A 16928-nucleotide genomic window follows, 5' to 3' on the forward strand; every position below is an offset into this window, starting at 1 on the left:
TGCTCGCTCACCCCAGGGTAACCACCCACTTCCAAGTGGGTACTTGAGCAGGTCAGAGGCGTGCAGCAGCCTGGTGGACATGACGCAGAACACCGCAGTGAAGTCCCCCGTCACCCTCCTCGGCCTCGGTGCGATGGGCACCGCCCTGGCCCGTACCTGGCTCGGCGCCGGTCACCCGCTCACCGTCTGGAACCGCACCCCGTCACGCGCCGACGCGCTCGTCTCCGAGGGCGCGAAGGCCGCGGACAGCGCGGCCGCCGCCGTCGCCGCGAGCCCGCTCGTCATCGTCTGCCTCCTCGACGACGCCTCGGTCGGCGCGGCCCTCGACGGTGTCGACCTGACCGGCAAGGACGTCGTCAACCTGACCACCACGACCCCCGCACAGGCCCGGGCCCGCGCCGCGTGGGCGGAGGAGCGGGGCGCCCGCTACCTGGACGGCGGGATCATGGCCGTACCGCCGATGGTCGGCGTCCCGGAGGCCGGCGGGTACGTCTTCTACAGCGGCTCGCGTGCGCTGTTCGAGCTCCACCGGGAGGCCCTGGCGGTGCCGGTCGGCACGGTCTACGTCGGTGAGGACGCCGGGTTCGCCGCGCTGCACGACGTGGCCCTGCTCAGCGCGATGTACGGCATGTTCGGGGGCGTCGCGCACGCCTTCGCCCTGATCCGCGGCGAGGACATCGACCCGGAGGCGTTCGCCCCGCTGCTCTCCGGCTGGATCGCGGCGATGGCGGGCCCCTCGGTGCTGCAGACCGCCGCCCAGCTGAAGAGCGGCGACTACACCACGGACGTGGTGTCCAACCTGGCGATGCAGGTGGCCGGCACGCCGACGTTCCTGGCCACGGCCGAGGGGCAGGGCGTCAGCCCGGAGCTGATCCAGCCGTACTTCGAGCTGATGCGCCGCCGGCTCGCGGTGGGCAGCGGCGAGGAGGACCTGACGGGCGTGGTGGACCTTCTGCGCCGGTGATCGGGTGGCCCTGCGAGCCGGCTGTGGTCCCCTCACCGGCTATCCGGAAATCCGTCACCGGTAATCGGTGCGACCCCCTCCTCCTGAGGGGCCCTCCCGTGTCAGACTCTGCGGCGATCGTTCCCCCAGGCGATCCGTTTCTCCCCATGAGGCACATGAGGCAAGCGGAAGGATCGCGACAGACGTGAAGAAGATTGTCGTGGGCATGACCCTCGGGTCGGCGCTCACCGCCCTTCTCGCCGCGGGGCTCACCCCCGCCACCGCACAGGAGGCCCCGGACTCCCCGGCCGGTGCCGCCGCGCACCGGCCGGACAACCGTCCGGGACCGCTCACCAAGCAGCGCACCGAGCTGCGCGAGAGGGCGATCGACCTGGTCGCCAAGGGCAAGGCCAAGGCGAACGCCGAGGGCGTCGTCGAGGTCGCGCCCGGCAAGTTCACCGAGATCGAGACCACCACCGCCGACCGCCAGGAGAAGATCTTCACGATCCTCTCCGAGTTCGGCACGGACGGCTCCGGCAAGTACGGCACCGTCCCCGGCCCCCTGCACAACGAGATAGCCCAGCCCGACCGGAGCGTGGACAACTCCAACGCCTGGACGGCCGATTTCAACAAGGCGTACTACGAGAACCTCTTCAACGGCCCCGGCGAGTCGATGAAGACGTACTACGAGAAGCTCTCGGGCGGCCGCTACTCGGTCACCAACACCGTCGAGGACTGGGTCAAGGTCCCCCACAACGCCTCCTTCTACGGCGACAACGCCGTCGAGGACAACGGCGGCTCGTGGGCCTTCGTCCAGGACACCGGCGACGCCTGGTGGAACGCCCAGCTCGCGGCCGGCAAGACCCCGGCCGAGATCGACGCGTACCTCGCCCAGTTCGACGTCTGGGACCGCAACGACTGGGACCACGACGGGAACTTCGACGAGGCCGACGGCTACATCGACCACTTCCAGGCCGTCCACGCCGGCATGGGCGAGGACGCCGGCGGCGGCGCGCAGGGCGAGGACGCCATCTGGTCGCACCGCTGGTACGTCAACGGCGACGACTACGGCCTGACGGGACCGGACGTCTCCGGCACCCAGAACAAGGCGGGCGGCGCCCGCATCGGCCAGTCCAAGTACTGGCTCGGCGACTACACCACCGAGGGCGAGAACGGCGGACTCGGCGTCTTCTGCCACGAGTTCGGCCATGACCTCGGCCTGCCGGACTACTACGACACCGACGGCGGCGAGAACTCCACCGCCTTCTGGACCCTGATGAGCTCCGGCTCCTGGCTGAGCCACGGCGCCGCCGCGAACGCGGGCATCGGCACCCACCCCGGCCTCATGGGCGCCGAGGAGAAGCTCTTCCTCGGCTGGCTCGACTACACCGACGCCCCGCTCGGCGCCACCGGCACGTACACCCTCAACCCGGCGCAGCTCCAGGTCACCGGCAAGGACCAGGCGGTCCGCGTCGCGCTCCCGGACAAGACGAGCAGCACCACCTACACCACCCCCACCTCCGGCACCCACGCCTGGTGGACCGGCTCGGCCGACGGCCTCAACCAGTCCCTCACCCGCTCCGTCCCGGCGGCCTCGCGCGTCACCGTCAAGGCGAGCGCCTGGTACGAGATCGAGGCCGACTTCGACTACCTCTTCGCCGAGTACTCCCTCGACGGCGGCGCCAACTGGGCCCGCGCGGGCGCGGCCGTCGACGGCTCGTCGGCCGGGAAGTGGACGACGCTGCGGTACGCGTACGACTCCGGCGGCAAGCCCTCCCTCTTCCGGTTCCGCTACCAGACCGACGGCGGCGTGCACTTCGCCGGCGCCTTCCTCGACGACATCACGCTGAGCTCGGGCGGTACGACCCTGGCCACCGACGACGTCGAGCAGGGCGCGGGCGCCTGGACCGCCACCGGCCGCTGGAACATCTCCACCGGCACCGAGACCGCCAACTACCCGCGCTACTACCTCCTGGAGAACCGCGAGTACGTCGGCTCCGACGCGCTCCTCGCCGAGGGCCCGTACCAGTTCAGCAAGCCCCTCACCGCCCCGGACTGGGTCGAGTACTTCCGCTACCAGAACGGCATGCTCGTCTGGTACGTCGACCGGTCCTTCGACGACAACAACGTCAGCGCCCACCCGGGCGGCGGCCAGGCCATGGCCGTCGACGCCCGCCCGGCCCCGTTCCGGTACGCCGACGGGACCGCGCCCAGCAACCGGCGCCAGCCCTTCGACGCGACCTTCGGCCTTGAGGCGACGGACGCCACCTGCCTCCACAAGGAGGTCCTGGTGGGCAAGGGCAACAGCCAGACCGTCGAGACGCGGGCGGCCTGCGCCCCCTCCGTCCCGGGCATCCCGGTCTTCGACGACACGGACCCGAACGCGTACTACGACACCTCGGCCCCGCAGGCCAGCGTGAAGGTCGCCGGCCACGGCGTCCGCGTCACGATCACCGGCGACGCCGGTGACGACCTGACGATCAGCGTGACGAACCCGGCCGCGCACTGATCAACCACTGCGGGGGCGGTACGGCGGGGCCTCAGGCCTCCCGTACCGCCCTCGCCAGTTCCGCCAGGAACGCGACGACGCCCGCCGGGCCCCGCACGGAGAGGTCCGCGCGGTCCGCGAGCTCCGGGACCTCCGTGGAGCCGCTGCACACGAGGAGGCCCGGCGTGCGGTCGGAGCGGAGCTTCTCGACGGCCGCGAAGGCGGGCAGGTCGCCCAGGTCGTCACCCGCGTAGAGCACGGACCCGGCACCCGCCTCCCGTACGTACGCGGCGAGCGCCACGCCCTTGTCCATGCCGGGGGGCCGCAGCTCCAGAACCATCCGGCCGGGTTCGAGGACGAGGCCGTGATGGGTGGCGAGGTCGCCGAGCGGGCCCTTGAGGGCCTCGAAGGCGGCCTCGGGATCGGTGGCGCGGCGGGTGTGGACGGCGACCGCGCGGCCCTTCTCCTCGATCCAGACGCCGGGCCAGGCCCCGGCCCGGTCCAGGAAGCCGGGGAGCTCGGCGCGCACGGAGGCGACGCCGGGGTGCGGGGCGGCGGCCTGGACGGTGCCGGTGACGGCGTCCCAGCGTTCGGCGCCGTAGTGGCCGAGGACCACAAGACGCTCGAGGCCCGGCACTCCGGCGAAGCCGCCGTAGCGGACGGCGACCCCGGCGGGGCGACCGGTCACGACGGCCACGGAGGCGACCTCGGGGGCGAGGGCGGCGAGCGCGGCGACGGCGCCGGGGTGCGCGCGGGCCTGTTCGGGGTCGGGGACGATCTCGGCGAGGGTGCCGTCGAAGTCGAGGGCGACGACGGCCTTCTCGGGCCGCGCGAGCAGCGCGGCCAGACCGTCGCGGCCGGCGGACGTGGTCGGGTGCGGGAGGCTGGTGACCATGTTCCCGACCCTACCGAGGTCGGCCGTGCGCGTCAGCGGGGCCGCCGGGACGGGTGCCTACCGCCGCCTCTGCTTCTCCTCCCGGACCCGCCGCAGCCGGTTGACGGTCACCGGGTCGTGGGCGAGGGCCCTCGGGTCGTCCAGGAGGGCGTTGAGCAGCTGGTAGTAGCGGGTCGGCGAGAGCCCGAGCCGTTCGCGGACGGCCCGCTCCTTGGCTCCTGGCCCGGGCCAGGAGCGGCGTTCGACGGCGAGAAGGGCCCGCTCGCGCGCGCCGAGCCCGCTCTCGTCGTCGTCCACCGCTTCCGGGTCTTCGGTCATACGACCCAACTTATTACTCGGCGGCCTCCGCCGCCGTCGCCACCCGGCCTATGGAGCCGAGGACCTCGGCGGGGCGCCCGTCCGGCGTGACGGCCTTGCCGATGTTCTGCTTGACGCTCTCGCTGACCTTGGCCCAGGACGTCTTGCCGACGGGCGGGAGCTGGCTGTCCGGGAGCGTCTTGAGGAAGACGCGCAGGTCGGCGTGTTCCGGTTCGGTCTCCATGCGGGTGGAGGCGCTGACGGTGACCGGCAGGAGGTCGTTGTCGCCGGCGAACTTCAGGACGTTCTCGTCGCTGAAGACGAAGTTGAGGAAGTCGCCGATCTCCTTGCGGTGACCGTTCTGCTTGAAGCCCATGATCCAGTCGGCGACGCCCATCGCGGTCCTCGGCGGGCCGTCGACGCCGGGCAGCGGGATCTGTCCGACCTTGACGCCCTTCTTGGCGGCCTCCTGGAGGAGCGAGGGGTGGCCGTTGAGCATGCCGACCTCGCCGTTCGCGAAGGCGGCGAAGGCGGCCTTGCGGTTGAGCTTGCCGGGGGCGACGGGCCCGGTGAGGCCCTTGCCGACCAGGTTCTCCTTGAGCCATTCGAAGGTCTTGACGTTGGCGTCGGAGTCGATGGCGTACCGGTCGATGCCGTCGGTCCAGCCACCGCCGCCGCTGAGCAGCCACATCAGGGCCTCGGCCTGGGCCTCCTCGGGGCCGAGCGGCAGCGCGAACGGGGTGCGGACACCGTTGTCCTTCAGCTTCGCGGCGGCGTCGGCGAGCTCCTTCCAGGTGGTGGGGGGCTCGACGTCGGCGTCCTCGAAGAGCGCCTTGTTGTAGAAGAGGGGCCGGGTGGAGGCCACGAAGGGCAGGCCGTACTGGGTGCGCTTGTGCTCGCCCGCGGCGACGAGCGGGGCGAGGAAGTTGGCCTGGACGGGTATGGAGAGCATCTCGTCGGCGGCGTAGAGCTCGCCGGCGGCCGCGTAGTCGGCGTAGGCGCCGATCTGCGCGATGTCGGGCGCCTGGTCGGCCTCGACCATCTCGGCGACCTTGCGGTCGACGTCGTCCCAGGACTCGATCCGCACCTCGACCTTGACGCCGGGGTGCTCGGCCTCGAAGGCGGCGACGAGGTCGGTCCAGTACTTCTTGGTGGTGTCGCCGCCGGTGAGGTCGTAGTCGGCGGCGACCAGTCTGAGGGTCACATCGCCGGAGTCGCCTCCCAGGGAGCCGCAGCCGGCGACCGTGGCGGTCAGTCCGAGTGCGGCGGCGGCCGCGGTCAGTCCAAGGAATCGTCGCCGCTCCACGGCTTCATCCACCTTTTGCTCGTCGTTGAGCTGCTTCGAGCCCGTTGTTCGCTCTGCGCAGGGGGGTAAGTCTCTCCCGCGCGCGAGTATGAGGTCTACACCAGTCGGGTATCACTTGCGCAACGCGGGGCGGGACCGCGGCGCGGGCGGGGACCATGACCGCATGACGGGACCCGCATTTGTATCCGTACGCAACAATCCTCGGCAGTGGACTAGACCTTTTGGGTCCCCGCGCGACACACTGTCCCCCGTGAGACACGTCATCGCCCTGGATGTGGGCGGCACCGGCATGAAAGCCGCCCTCGTCGGGGCGGACGGCACCCTGCTCCACGAGGCCCGCCGCGCCACCGGACGCGACCGCGGCCCCGAGGCGGTCGTGGAGACGATCCTCGGCTTCGCCGAAGACCTCCGCACCCTCGGCCAGGAGCGGTACGGAGAGCCCGCCGCGGCCGCCGGAGTCGCCGTCCCCGGCATCGTCGACGCCGAGAACGGCATCGCCGTCTACGCCGCCAACCTCGGCTGGCGCGACGTCCCCCTGCGCGCGCTCCTCAGCGAACGCCTCGACGGCATCCCCGTCGCCCTCGGCCACGACGTCCGCACCGGCGGCCTCGCCGAAGGCCGCATCGGCGCGGGCAACGGCGCCGACCGCTTCCTGTTCGTCCCCCTCGGCACCGGCATCGCCGGCGCCATCGGCATCGGCGACCGCATCGAGGCCGGCGCCCACGGCTACGCGGGCGAGATCGGCCACATCGTCGTCCGCCCCGGCGGTACGGAGTGCGGCTGCGGCCAGCGCGGCTGCCTGGAGCGGTACGCCTCCGCGTCCGCCGTCTCCCAGGCCTGGGCCGGGGCCAGCGGCGACCCGGAGGCCGACGCGGCCGACTGCGCCAAGGCCGTCGCGTCCGGCGACCCCACGGCCGTCCACGTCTGGCAGCAGGCGGTCGACGCCCTCGCCGACGGCCTGGTCACCGCGCTCACCCTGCTGGACCCGCGCACCCTCATCATCGGTGGCGGACTCGCCGAGGCGGGGGAAACCTTGTTCACACCACTCCGGGCCGCGGTGGAGGAGCGAGTCACGTTCCAGAAGCTGCCCGCCATCGTCCCGGCGGCCCTCGGGGACACCGCCGGATGCCTGGGCGCGGGCCTGCTCGCCTGGGACCTGCTCGCCGACCAGCACCCCACCGACCCGGAGGTTTCCGCCTGATGGCCGATCACAAGGTTCTCGCCGGCGCACACGTCGTGCTGCCCACCGGAATCGTCGAGAACGGACGCGTGATCGTCGACGGCGGACGCATCGCGGGGGCCTCCCCGGAGGGCGCCCCCACCCTGGACCTGACCGGCCACTGGCTCGTCCCCGGCTTCGTCGACATGCACAACCACGGCGGCGGCGGCGCCTCCTTCACCTCCGGCACCGTCGACGAGGTCCTCAAGGGCGTCCACACCCACCGCCTGCACGGCACCACCACCGTCGTCGCCTCCTTCGTCACCGGCGAGATGGACTTCCTCAGCCGGCGCGCCGGGCTGCTCTCCGAGCTCGCCGAACAGGGCGAGATCGCCGGCCTCCACTTCGAGGGCCCGTTCATCTCCCCCTGCCGCAAGGGCGCCCACGACGAGACGCTGCTCCGCGACCCCGACCCGGCCGAGGTCCGCAAGCTGATCGACGCCGCGCGCGGCCAGGCCAAGATGGTCACCCTCGCGACCGAGCTGCCCGGCGGCATCGACTCCGTACGCCTGCTCGCCGAGCACGGCGTGATCGCCGCCATCGGCCACACCGACGCGACGTACGAGCAGACCGTCGAGGCCATCGACGCGGGAGCCACCGTCGCCACCCACCTCTACAACGCGATGCCTGGCCTCGGCCACCGCGCCCCCGGCCCCATCGCCGCCCTCCTGGAGGACGAGCGGATCACCGTCGAGCTCATCAACGACGGCACCCACCTCCACCCCGCCGCCCTGGAGCTCGCCTTCCACCACGCGGGCCCCGAGCGCGTCGCCCTCATCACCGACGCCATGGACGCCGCCGGCTTCGGCGACGGCCGGTACATGCTCGGCCCCCTGGAGGTCGAGGTGAAGGACAGCGTCGCCCGTCTCGTCGAGGGCGGCTCCATCGCCGGCTCCACCCTCACCCTGGACCGCGCCTTCAGGCGCGCCGCCACGATCGACAGGCTGCCCGTCGAGGCGATCGTCCAGGCCATCTCCGCCAACCCGGCCCGCCTGCTCGGGGTGTACGACCGCGTCGGCTCCCTGGAGCCCGGCAAGGACGCCGACATCGTCGTCCTCGACGCCGGGTTCGACGTCAAGGGCGTCATGCGCAAGGGCGAGTGGATCGTCGATCCGGCGGTGGCCACGGCCGCCTGATCAGGAGTCATGCGGCGAGGGCGGTCGGCCGGGGGTCTGGGCCAACCGCCTTTCGTTTGGCATGATCGGTGCCCGTCGGAGCATGCGTTCCGCAGGACTTCACGCGGAGTACGGAGTACGGGGGTGGACAGGTGATCCTCACGGTCACCCTCAACACGGCACTGGACCTGACGTACCGGGTCCCCGCCCTCACCCCGCACACCACCCACCGGGTCACCCAGGTCATCGAACGCCCCGGCGGCAAGGGGCTCAACGTGGCCCGCGTCCTCGCCGCCCTCGGGTACGAGACCGTCGCCACGGGCTTCGCGGGCGGCGCGACGGGCAGCGTGCTGCGGGAGCGACTCGCGGAGCACTCGACGGTCCGCGACGAACTCATCGAGACGGCGGGCCCCACCCGCCGCACCGTCGCCGTCGCCGACACGGCGAGCGGCGACACCACGCAGCTCAACGAACCCGGCCCGACCGTCACCGCCGACGAGTGGGCCGCCTTCCGCACCCGCTTCGCCGGGCTCCTCGCCGGGGCCCGGGCGGTCGCCCTCTGCGGCAGCCTCCCGCCGGGCATCCACGTGGGCGCGTACGCGGATCTCGTCCGCCTGTCCAGAACGGCCGGAGTCCCCGTCCTCCTCGACACCGGCGGCGAACCCCTCCGCCGGGGCATCGCCGCGCGCCCGGACCTGGTCAAACCCAACGCCGACGAACTCGCCCGGCTCACCGGCTCCCGCGACCCCCTGCGCGCGACCCGCGAGGCACGGGGCCGGGGCGCCCGCACGGTCGTCGCTTCCCTGGGCCCCGAGGGCCTGCTCGCCACCGGCCCGGAAGGCCTGTGGCGCGCGACCCCACCGGCCCCCGTCCGGGGCAACCCCACAGGCGCGGGCGACTCCGTCGTCGCGGCCCTCCTCTCGGGCCTGGTCGACAACACCCCCTGGCCCGACCGCCTCGCCCACGCGGTAGCCCTGTCGGCGGCGACGGTGCTCTCCCCGGTGGCCGGGGAGTTCGACGCGCAGGCTTACGAGGAGCTGCTGCCGCGGGTGAAGGTCACGGAGGAACCGGACCGGGCGTGAGTGCGAGCCCTGGCCGGCCCTCGGACAGGCCCTACGAGGCCGGGGTGACTTCCAGCCAGTCGAGCAGCACGTCGCACTGGTTGCCGGTCTCGCACGAGATCTTGAGCTCGTTCTCGCCCTTCTGGAGGTTCACCGGCGCCCAGGTGGTCTGCCAGTTCTTCTCCAGGTTCGGGTCCGTGGAGTGGATGAAGTTCTTCAGTCCCAGCGGCAGGGAGTTCGCCTTGCCGTTGACCGTCAGGGTCGCGTTGGCGTCGACAGCCGGGATGGCGTAGCGCACGGTCAGGCGGTACTCGCCGCCCTCCGGCATGTTCGCCTTCCAGGTCACCGACGAGCCGACCTGGTTGAAGCCCGCGACATACGTGCCGTCCGGGCCCTGGGCGCCCTTCACGTCCTTGGCGAGGCCGGCGGTCCCGCCCAGCTTCAGCGTCGCCGCGTCCTGCTTCGGCAGCTCGACCGGCGTCTCGTCGGCGCTCGGCTCGGTGCTGGGCTCCTCGGAGGGCTTCACGGGGGCGGTCGCGGTGGTACCGCCACCGGCCTGGCCGCCCTTGTCGTCCTCGTTGCCGTTGTTGCTGATCACCGCCGCCGCGATGCCGACCACGACGACCGCCACGACCGCGACCGCGCCGATCAGGAGCCCCTTGGTGTTGGGGCCGCGGCCGGAGCCGCCGTGCTGCTGGTGCGGCGGGGTCGGCCGGGTCGGCGGACCGCCGTAGGTCTCGGGCGCGGCGTACTGCGCCTGCGGCTGGCCGTACGGACCCTGCTGCTGCGGCGGCACGTAGGGCTGCTGGTGCCCCTGGGGCTGCCCGCCGTACTGGCGGCGGTCGCCGACCGTTCTGACCTGGTTGTACGAGGTCCGGGGCACGCCGGGCTGAGGGGCCGCGGGGCCCGGGTAGCCGTAGCCGCCGCCCTGCGGGGGCTGGGCACCCGCTGCCTGACCGTCCTCGTACAGGTAGCCGAACGGGTCGTCGTTCTCGGGCTTGTTCGCGCCGTCGTTACCGGCAGCCATCCGGGTTCCTCTCCATGCTCGCCAGCCGTCGCCGACCGGCCGAGCCTACCCCGAACGGACCAGCCCCCGAAGCGGGCCCGGGGGTGTCGAGCGCCTCAGCCGGCGCGCCGCTGGAGCTTTGCGCGGGAGCGTTTCTCCACGTACATCCGCTGGTCGGCGGAGTTCAGGACCTCTTCCACGGTCATCCCGCATTCGGCCCAGCCGATGCCGAAACTCGCGCCGACGCGGACCGCCCGGCCGTCCACCCGGATCGGCGGAATGATCGCGTTCCGGAGGCGTACGGCCAGGTCGGCGGCGTCGGCCGCACCGAGGCCGTCGGCGAGGACGACGAACTCGTCACCGCCGAGCCGGGCGACGGTGTCCCCGTCGCGCACGCCGGTGGTGAGCCTGCGGGCGACCTCGATGAGGACGGCGTCCCCGGTGTGGTGGCCGAAGCGGTCGTTGATCGACTTGAAGCCGTCGAGGTCGCAGAAGAGGACGGCGAGTCCCTTGGTGCCGTCGTCGAGGTCGGCGCTCGAAGGGGCGACGCTGTGGACGTGGTGGTCATAGGGACCGGTGCCGGCCGCCGGCTCGAAACCGAAGCCGTGCTCGTGTTCGTGCTCGTACGCCACCTCGTAGCCGGAGTGGCCCGAGTGGCCGGAGGGGCCGGCCTGGCCCGCCTGACCGGCGTGGGCGGCGACGGCGGTGTCGTAGCCGCCGTCACGCCCCGAGTCGTAGCCCCCGTACCCGCCGACCTGCTCGGCCGCGGCGTGCGCCGCCGGGCGCTCGCAGATCCGGGCGGAGAGCCGGGAACGCAGCTCGGCGCTGTTCGGGAGGCCGGTGAGGGCGTCGTGCGAGGCACGGTGGGCGAGCTGGAGCTCGTGGCGCTTGCGCTCCTCGATGTCCTCGACGTGGGTGAGGAGGAAGCGGGGACCGTCGGCGGTGTCGGCGACGACCGAGTTGCGGAGGGACACCCATACATACGTGCCGTCGCGCCTGCCGAGCCGCAGCTCGGCCCGGCCGCCCTCGGCGGAGGTCCGGAGCAGGGTCCCTATGTCCTCGGGGTGGACGAGGTCGGCGAAGGAGTAGCGCCGCATGGCGGAGGCGGGCCGGCCGAGGAGCCGGCACAGGGCGTCGTTGGTACGGAGCAGCCGGCCGTGCTGGTCGCCGCCCATCTCGGCGATGGCCATGCCGGAGGGCGCGTACTCGAAGGCCTGCCGGAAGGACTCCTCGCTGGCGCGGAGGGCCTGCTGCTCCCGCTCAAGACGGACGAGGGCCCGCTGCATGTTGGAGCGCAGCCGGGCGTTGCTGATGGCGATGGCGGACTGGGAGGCGTACATCTGGAGCGCCTCCTGGCCCCAGGGGCCGGGGTGCCGGCCGTTGCGCGGGCGGTCGACGGATATGACGCCGAGCAGCTCACGGCCGGAGCCGGAGGCATACATGGGGGCGTAGAGGCGGTCGTGCGGGTGCCACTCGTCCTCGAAGCGGGGCGCGGGGCCGTCGGTGTGCCACTGGGGGACGTCGTCCTCCATGAGCACCCAGCCCTCGGTGTGCGAGATGAACCGCAGGTCGCCCCAGGCGTCCGCCATGGCGAGGCGCCGCTCCCAGGAGGCGCGGGAGCCGACCCGGCCGGTGATCAGGGCCTCGGCGGCGGAGCTTCCGGCGAAGGCGGCGACGACGAGGTCACCGTCGGGGCGTACGAGGTTGACACAGGCCAGCTCGTAGTTGAGACCGGCGACCACACCGTCGGCGACGGTCTGCAGGGTGTCCGCCAGGCTGCGCGCAGTATTGAGGTCCGCCACGACCTGATGCAGCTGCCGCAGGGTCGAGAGACGGACGTACGGCTCCGACTCGGTCTCCATCGCTCGCTCTCCCCGAGACCTCGACAGCAACTCCAGGGTTCTCATCGGCTTCGTGTGCACTGTCCCCGCCACTGAATCACAGCGAGCTGCGTAGCCGGTACACAGGGTCAGCAAATACTCGCCTCTGTGACTCAAGTCACAGAAGATCATGGCGGGTCCCGCGAACCCTCCCGGGAGGCGGCCCGCATATGCCGGGACGGGTCCGGACAGGTCCTAGGACCCACGGGGGTGACCGGCTGGTCCCCCGGCCCGATGCGGCGCCCGGAGTCCCCGGACTAGCGTGCGGGTGTGCTGCAGAAGAGTCCCGCCTCGCCCCCCGTGCCCGATCTGGCCATCCCTCATGCTGAGGGGGTGAGCAATGACGAGTTCCGGGCGGCGATGTCCCGCCTCGCGGCGGGCGTGGTCCTCGTGACCGCGCACGACCCCGACGAAGGCCCGCGCGGTGAGGACGTCGGCATGACCGCCACCGCCTTCGTGTCGGTCTCCCTCGAACCGCCCCTGGTCCTGGTGAGCCTCCGCAACGGCTCCCGCATGGACGACCTGCTCACCGACGTCCCCGTCTGGGCGGTGTCGATCCTCTCCGAGAACCAGCGGCACATCGCCGGGCGCTTCGCGATGAAGAACCGCGTCAGCGACCGGCTCCTCTTCGCCGACCTGCCGTACACCCGCGGCGAGGAGAGCGGCGCCCCCCTGATGGGCGGCGCGCTGGCGACCCTGGAGTGCCGGACGGAGAGCCGCGTCGTCGCCGGCGACCACACGCTCGTCGTGGGCCGGGTCCTGACGGTCGCCGGCGTGGCGGCGAAGGGCGGACCGCTGACGTACTACCAGGGGAAGTACCGGAACCTGTCCTGATCGGAGCCCGTCCTGATCGGGCCCCGCTCAGCCCCAGTCGCCCGACCGGCGGGTGCGCTTCGTCTCCGAGCGCTGCTTCTTCTCCCGCAGCCGGCGCTCGTTGATACCGCGGGGGATCTTCGTCGCCCTGCGGGGCTTCGGCGGCGGGGCCGTCGCCTCGGCGAGGAGGGCGGCAAGGCGGACCGCCGCCGTCTCGCGGTTGCGCCACTGGGAGCGGTGCTCCGACGCGCGGACCGCCACGACCCCGTTGACCAGCCGCCCGGCCAGACGCTCCAGGGCACGGGCCTTCCACACCTCGGGCAGCGACTCCGTGGCCGCGAGGTCGAAGCGGAGCTCGACCTGTGAGTCGCTGGTGTTCACATGCTGTCCGCCCGGACCCGACGAACGCGAGAAACGCCACTGGAGCTCGGCCTCGGGGAGCGAGACGGAGCCGCGGATGGGATACGGACCGGACATGCCCCCCATGTTCCCCGGATGAGGCCATCGGAGTCATCCTGTTTTCGACCCGAAGCCTTCGGGAACCGCTGGAGCCGCGCACGCGTTCCTCCAGGCGACGACACACCGATGAAAGGGACTTTCCATGGCTGTGAGCCTGTCCAAGGGCGGCAACGTCTCTCTGACCAAGGAGGCCCCGGGCCTCACCGCTGTCACCGTGGGCCTCGGCTGGGACGTCCGCACGACCACCGGCACCGACTTCGACCTCGACGCCTCCGCGATCGGCGTGGACGGGGCCGGGAAGGTCGCGTCCGACGCGCACTTCGTCTTCTTCAACAACAAGGCGACGCCGGACCAGACCATCGTCCACACCGGTGACAACCGCACCGGCGAGGGCGGCGGCGACGACGAGCAGATCAACGTCAACCTCGCGGGCCTCCCGGCGAACGTCGACAAGATCGTCTTCCCCGTCTCCATCTACGACGCGGTGAACCGCTCGCAGAACTTCGGCCAGGTGCGCAACGCGTACATCCGCATCCTCAACCAGGCCGGCGGCGCCGAGATCGCCCGCTACGACCTCTCCGAGGACGCCGCCGTCGAGACCGCCATGGTCTTCGGCGAGCTCTACCGCAGCGGCGCCGAGTGGAAGTTCCGCGCCGTCGGCCAGGGCTACGCCTCGGGCCTCGAGGGCATCGCCCGCGACTTCGGCGTCAACCTCTGACATACGCGCGTGCCGACACGGTAGAGCCCCGGCCGGGATCCCGGCCGGGGCTCTACCGTTGCCGCGTGATCGTCGAAACCCTTACGCCCAAGGCCCTGGAGGGCGGTGCGGCCCTGCCGGGCCCGCTGCTCACCGAACTCACCGCGCTCTACGCGTCCGACGAGGAGTTCCAGCAGCTCAGCGGCGACTTCCCGGACCCGTCCGGCATCCGGCCCGACCGGATCGCGGCGGCGCTCGCCGACGAACTGGCCGAGCCCACCGCCGAGGTGCTCCTCGCCCGCTCCGAGGGCCGGCTCGTCGCGGTCGCCGTGACCCTCGGCCGCCACCCCGACCCGGCGGAGCCCGAACCGTGGCTCGGGCTGCTCCTGGTCCACGCGGACGAGCGGCGCGCGGGCCACGGCCGCCGGCTCGCCGCGTACGTCGAGGACCGCTTCCGCGCCGAGGGCCGCACCGGCCTCCGCCTCGCCGTCCTGGAGGACAACCCGAAGGCGCTGGCCTTCTGGACCTCCCTCGGTTACGAGGAGACCGACCGCCGCCGCGACCGCACCCACGGCCGCCCGTGCGTGGTCATGCGCAAGAGCCTGGGCGCGTGACACGAAAGCGGCGGAGCCTGGGCCCCTGACGTCCGCCCTACGGCCCGTCCGGCCTTCCCTCGCCGTACAGCCACGCCGTCCACAGCCCGTCCAGGTCCCTCCCGGTCACGGTCTCCGCGTAGGCGGTGAAGTCGGCCGTGGAGGCGTTGGCGTGACGGTACGTCGCGGGCCAGCCGCGCAGGATCTCGCCGAAGGCCTTGTCCCCGACGGTCTCGCGCAGCTTGTGGAGGACCATCGCGCCCCGCTGGTACACGGGCGGGTCGAAGAGGTTCTCCGCGGTGGGCGGGGCGGCCGGCGGGAAGGCCCAGTTGGCGTCCTCGGCGAAGGCCCGCTCGAAGCTCGTCCGCGCCGGGACGTGCCCGTACTCCTCCGCGTACAGCCACTCCGCGTACGTCGCGAACCCCTCGTTCAGCCACAGGTCCCGCCAGGTCGCGGGTGAGACGGAGTTGCCGAACCACTGGTGGGCCAGCTCGTGGACGAGGGTCGTCCGGTCGAAGGAGGCGGCGGGGAAGACGGGCCGGGTCTGGGTCTCCAGGGCGTAGGCGAGGGTCCCGTCCTCGGTGACGATCGCCCCGGCGGCCGAGAAGGGGTACGGGCCGAAGCGCCGGACCTGCCGGGCGAGGATCTGCGGGATCTCGCCCCGGAGGGCGGCGCTGTCCGCCGCGACCGACGGATCGGCCGCGGTCAGGACCGGCACGGAGCCCAGGGCGGTCGCCGTCTCCGTCCGGTACCGGCCGATCGCGACCGTCGCCAGATAGCTCGCCATCGGCTCGGCCGCGCGCCACACCGTGGTGACACGCCCGTCGGCCGCCGTCCCGCGGGAGGTCCTGACCCCGTTGGAGACGGCCTCGTGACCGGCCGGGACGGTCAGGGTGATGTCGTACGCGGCCTTGTCGGAGGGGTGGTGGTTGCCGGGGAACCAGGTCATGGAGCCCGCCGGTTCGCCGACCGCGACGGCCCCGTCGTCGGTGCGCAGCCAGCCCTCCCGCGTGCCGTCGGCGTCGGTGACCGGCTCGGGCACGCCCGCGTACGTGACGGTGACCCGGAACTCCACGCCCTCGCGGAGGTCCTCGTGCGGCCGGAGCGTCAGCTCGTTCCCCGCCCGGTTGAACGCGGCGGGCTTCCCGTCGACGGACGCCCCGCCGACCGTGAGACCGGCCAGGTCCAGGTTGAAGGCGCTGAGGTCCTTGTCGGCGCGTGCGGTGATCTCGGCGGTGCCGTCGAGCCGCCCGGTCCCCGGGTCGTACGCGAGGTCGAGTGCGTACCGCCGCACGTCGTAGCCGCCGTTGCCGAGCTTCGGGAAGTACGGGTCGCGCAGTCCGGCGGCCCCGGGGGTCCCCCGGACGCCGCCGATGGCCCCGGTGCAGCCGCCCGCGAGCAGCGCGAGGGCGGTGAGTGCGGCGGCCAGGGCCGCGGCCGCTCGGGGCCTGCTGTGGTTCACGTACTGATCCTAAGCAGGGCGGTCACGGAAAAAGGCGACGGCGCCCGGCGGGGGATCCGGGCGCCGTCGCGGGCTGTGGGGTCGGGCCTGTGAGGTCGTGCGGGGTCGGAGGCTCAGTTGCCGAGGGAGGCGACGCCCGCCTGGGCGAACTTCTCGTCGAGGTCGCCGGAGGGGGCTCCGGCGACACCGATGCCGGCGATGGGGGCGCCCTTGGCGGTGACGGGGGCGCCGCCGCCGAGGAAGAGGGTGCCGGGGATGTCCTTGAGGGTGGGGGCGTTGGCGAGGCGCTTGACGAGCTCGGAGGTCGGGGCGTTCCAGGAGACGGCGGTGTACGCCTTCTTGACGGCCGACTCGTAGGACTGCGGGCCCGCGCCGTCGCCGCGGAGGGTGACGATCGTGTTGCCGTTGCGGTCGACGACGGCGACGGAGACGCGCTGGTTCTCCTTCTCGGCGGCGTCCAGGGTCGCCTGCGCGGCCTTCGTGGCGGCCTCGATCGTCAGGTGCGTCGACTGCCGCAGGTTGTCGTTGCCGGCGTCGGCGCGGACCACGGCGGCGGGGGCGGCGGCCGGGGCGGAGGCGTTCGCGGAGACCGCGCCGAAGGTACCGGCGGCGATGACGGCGGCGGCGGTGGCACCGAAGAGGATCTTCTTCATGAGGAACTCCGTGAGGTGAGGTGGACGAGACAGCGGGAGGA

Annotated in this window: 16 protein-coding genes; 8 read left to right on the plus strand and 8 right to left on the minus strand. The window is 72.6% G+C overall.

Annotated elements, in window-relative coordinates:
- Nucleotides 1–79: 79 nt before the first annotated feature.
- A complete protein-coding gene (locus ACZ4VK_RS34240; protein ID WP_468361034.1) occupies nucleotides 80–964 on the plus strand; it encodes an NAD(P)-dependent oxidoreductase in 885 nt (294 codons plus the stop codon).
- A 184-nt stretch (nucleotides 965–1148) separates the two neighbouring features.
- A complete protein-coding gene (locus ACZ4VK_RS34245; RefSeq protein ID WP_468361037.1) occupies nucleotides 1149–3452 on the plus strand; it encodes an immune inhibitor A domain-containing protein in 2304 nt (767 codons plus the stop codon).
- A 31-nt stretch (nucleotides 3453–3483) separates the two neighbouring features.
- Here ACZ4VK_RS34245 and otsB read toward each other — a convergent pair whose 3' ends face one another.
- The 3 genes from otsB to ACZ4VK_RS34260 are packed head-to-tail and all read right to left on the minus strand — an operon-like array spanning nucleotide 3484 to nucleotide 5941.
- Nucleotides 3484–4326, minus strand: coding sequence for a trehalose-phosphatase (gene otsB, locus ACZ4VK_RS34250; RefSeq protein ID WP_468361040.1), 843 nt, complete (start codon nucleotides 4324–4326; stop codon nucleotides 3484–3486).
- A 57-nt stretch (nucleotides 4327–4383) separates the two neighbouring features.
- Nucleotides 4384–4644 carry a DUF3263 domain-containing protein gene (locus ACZ4VK_RS34255; RefSeq protein ID WP_468361043.1) on the minus strand — a complete coding sequence of 87 codons (261 nt, stop codon included), beginning with the start codon at nucleotides 4642–4644 and terminating at the stop codon, nucleotides 4384–4386.
- A gap of 13 nt (nucleotides 4645–4657) precedes the next feature.
- Nucleotides 4658–5941, minus strand: coding sequence for an ABC transporter substrate-binding protein (locus ACZ4VK_RS34260; RefSeq protein ID WP_468361046.1), 1284 nt, complete (start codon nucleotides 5939–5941; stop codon nucleotides 4658–4660).
- Between the two features lie 238 nt (nucleotides 5942–6179).
- Here ACZ4VK_RS34260 and ACZ4VK_RS34265 point away from each other — a divergent pair, with 238 nt between their 5' ends.
- The 3 genes from ACZ4VK_RS34265 to ACZ4VK_RS34275 all read left to right on the plus strand — a co-directional run bounded on the left by ACZ4VK_RS34265 (nucleotide 6180) and on the right by ACZ4VK_RS34275 (nucleotide 9345).
- Nucleotides 6180–7130: an ROK family protein gene (locus ACZ4VK_RS34265; RefSeq protein ID WP_468361050.1), complete on the plus strand. Its 951-nt coding sequence runs from the start codon at nucleotides 6180–6182 to the stop codon at nucleotides 7128–7130.
- A complete protein-coding gene (gene nagA, locus ACZ4VK_RS34270; RefSeq protein WP_468361053.1) occupies nucleotides 7130–8284 on the plus strand; it encodes an N-acetylglucosamine-6-phosphate deacetylase in 1155 nt (384 codons plus the stop codon). The genes ACZ4VK_RS34265 and nagA overlap by 1 nt, the downstream gene beginning before the upstream one ends.
- A 131-nt stretch (nucleotides 8285–8415) precedes the next feature.
- The gene (locus ACZ4VK_RS34275; RefSeq protein WP_468361056.1) at nucleotides 8416–9345 is read left to right on the plus strand and encodes a 1-phosphofructokinase family hexose kinase; all 930 of its coding nucleotides are present in this window, start codon (nucleotides 8416–8418) and stop codon (nucleotides 9343–9345) included.
- A 31-nt stretch (nucleotides 9346–9376) separates the two neighbouring features.
- Here the strand turns inward: ACZ4VK_RS34275 and ACZ4VK_RS34280 are convergent, their stop codons facing one another.
- Nucleotides 9377–10351, minus strand: coding sequence for a CBM35 domain-containing protein (locus tag ACZ4VK_RS34280; RefSeq protein ID WP_468361058.1), 975 nt, complete (start codon nucleotides 10349–10351; stop codon nucleotides 9377–9379).
- A gap of 95 nt (nucleotides 10352–10446) precedes the next feature.
- Complete coding sequence (gene cdgB, locus ACZ4VK_RS34285) at nucleotides 10447–12192, minus strand: diguanylate cyclase CdgB (RefSeq protein ID WP_468361061.1); 1746 nt, start codon at nucleotides 12190–12192, stop codon at nucleotides 10447–10449.
- 288 nt (nucleotides 12193–12480) lie between these two features.
- On the opposite strand from cdgB, the gene ACZ4VK_RS34290 reads away from it, so the two are divergent.
- On the plus strand, nucleotides 12481–13044 hold the full coding sequence (locus tag ACZ4VK_RS34290; RefSeq protein WP_468361064.1) for a flavin reductase family protein: 564 nt from the start codon (nucleotides 12481–12483) through the stop codon (nucleotides 13042–13044).
- Between the two features lie 27 nt (nucleotides 13045–13071).
- On the opposite strand, the gene arfB is transcribed toward ACZ4VK_RS34290, so the two are convergent.
- Complete coding sequence (gene arfB / locus ACZ4VK_RS34295; RefSeq protein ID WP_468361067.1) at nucleotides 13072–13509, minus strand: alternative ribosome rescue aminoacyl-tRNA hydrolase ArfB; 438 nt, start codon at nucleotides 13507–13509, stop codon at nucleotides 13072–13074.
- 115 nt (nucleotides 13510–13624) lie between these two features.
- Between arfB and ACZ4VK_RS34300 the strand changes: the two genes are divergently transcribed.
- On the plus strand, nucleotides 13625–14200 hold the full coding sequence (locus ACZ4VK_RS34300; RefSeq protein ID WP_468361070.1) for a TerD family protein: 576 nt from the start codon (nucleotides 13625–13627) through the stop codon (nucleotides 14198–14200).
- 65 nt (nucleotides 14201–14265) lie between these two features.
- Nucleotides 14266–14793 carry a GNAT family N-acetyltransferase gene (locus ACZ4VK_RS34305; RefSeq protein WP_468361073.1) on the plus strand — a complete coding sequence of 176 codons (528 nt, stop codon included), beginning with the start codon at nucleotides 14266–14268 and terminating at the stop codon, nucleotides 14791–14793.
- Between the two features lie 37 nt (nucleotides 14794–14830).
- Here ACZ4VK_RS34305 and ACZ4VK_RS34310 read toward each other — a convergent pair whose 3' ends face one another.
- Nucleotides 14831–16234, minus strand: coding sequence for a M1 family metallopeptidase (locus ACZ4VK_RS34310; protein WP_468361076.1), 1404 nt, complete (start codon nucleotides 16232–16234; stop codon nucleotides 14831–14833).
- A gap of 113 nt (nucleotides 16235–16347) precedes the next feature.
- The gene (locus ACZ4VK_RS34315; protein ID WP_468361079.1) at nucleotides 16348–16887 is read right to left on the minus strand and encodes a GlcG/HbpS family heme-binding protein; all 540 of its coding nucleotides are present in this window, start codon (nucleotides 16885–16887) and stop codon (nucleotides 16348–16350) included.
- Nucleotides 16888–16928 lie beyond the last annotated feature (41 nt).

This window comes from Streptomyces sp. NPDC028711 (assembly GCF_055565415.1).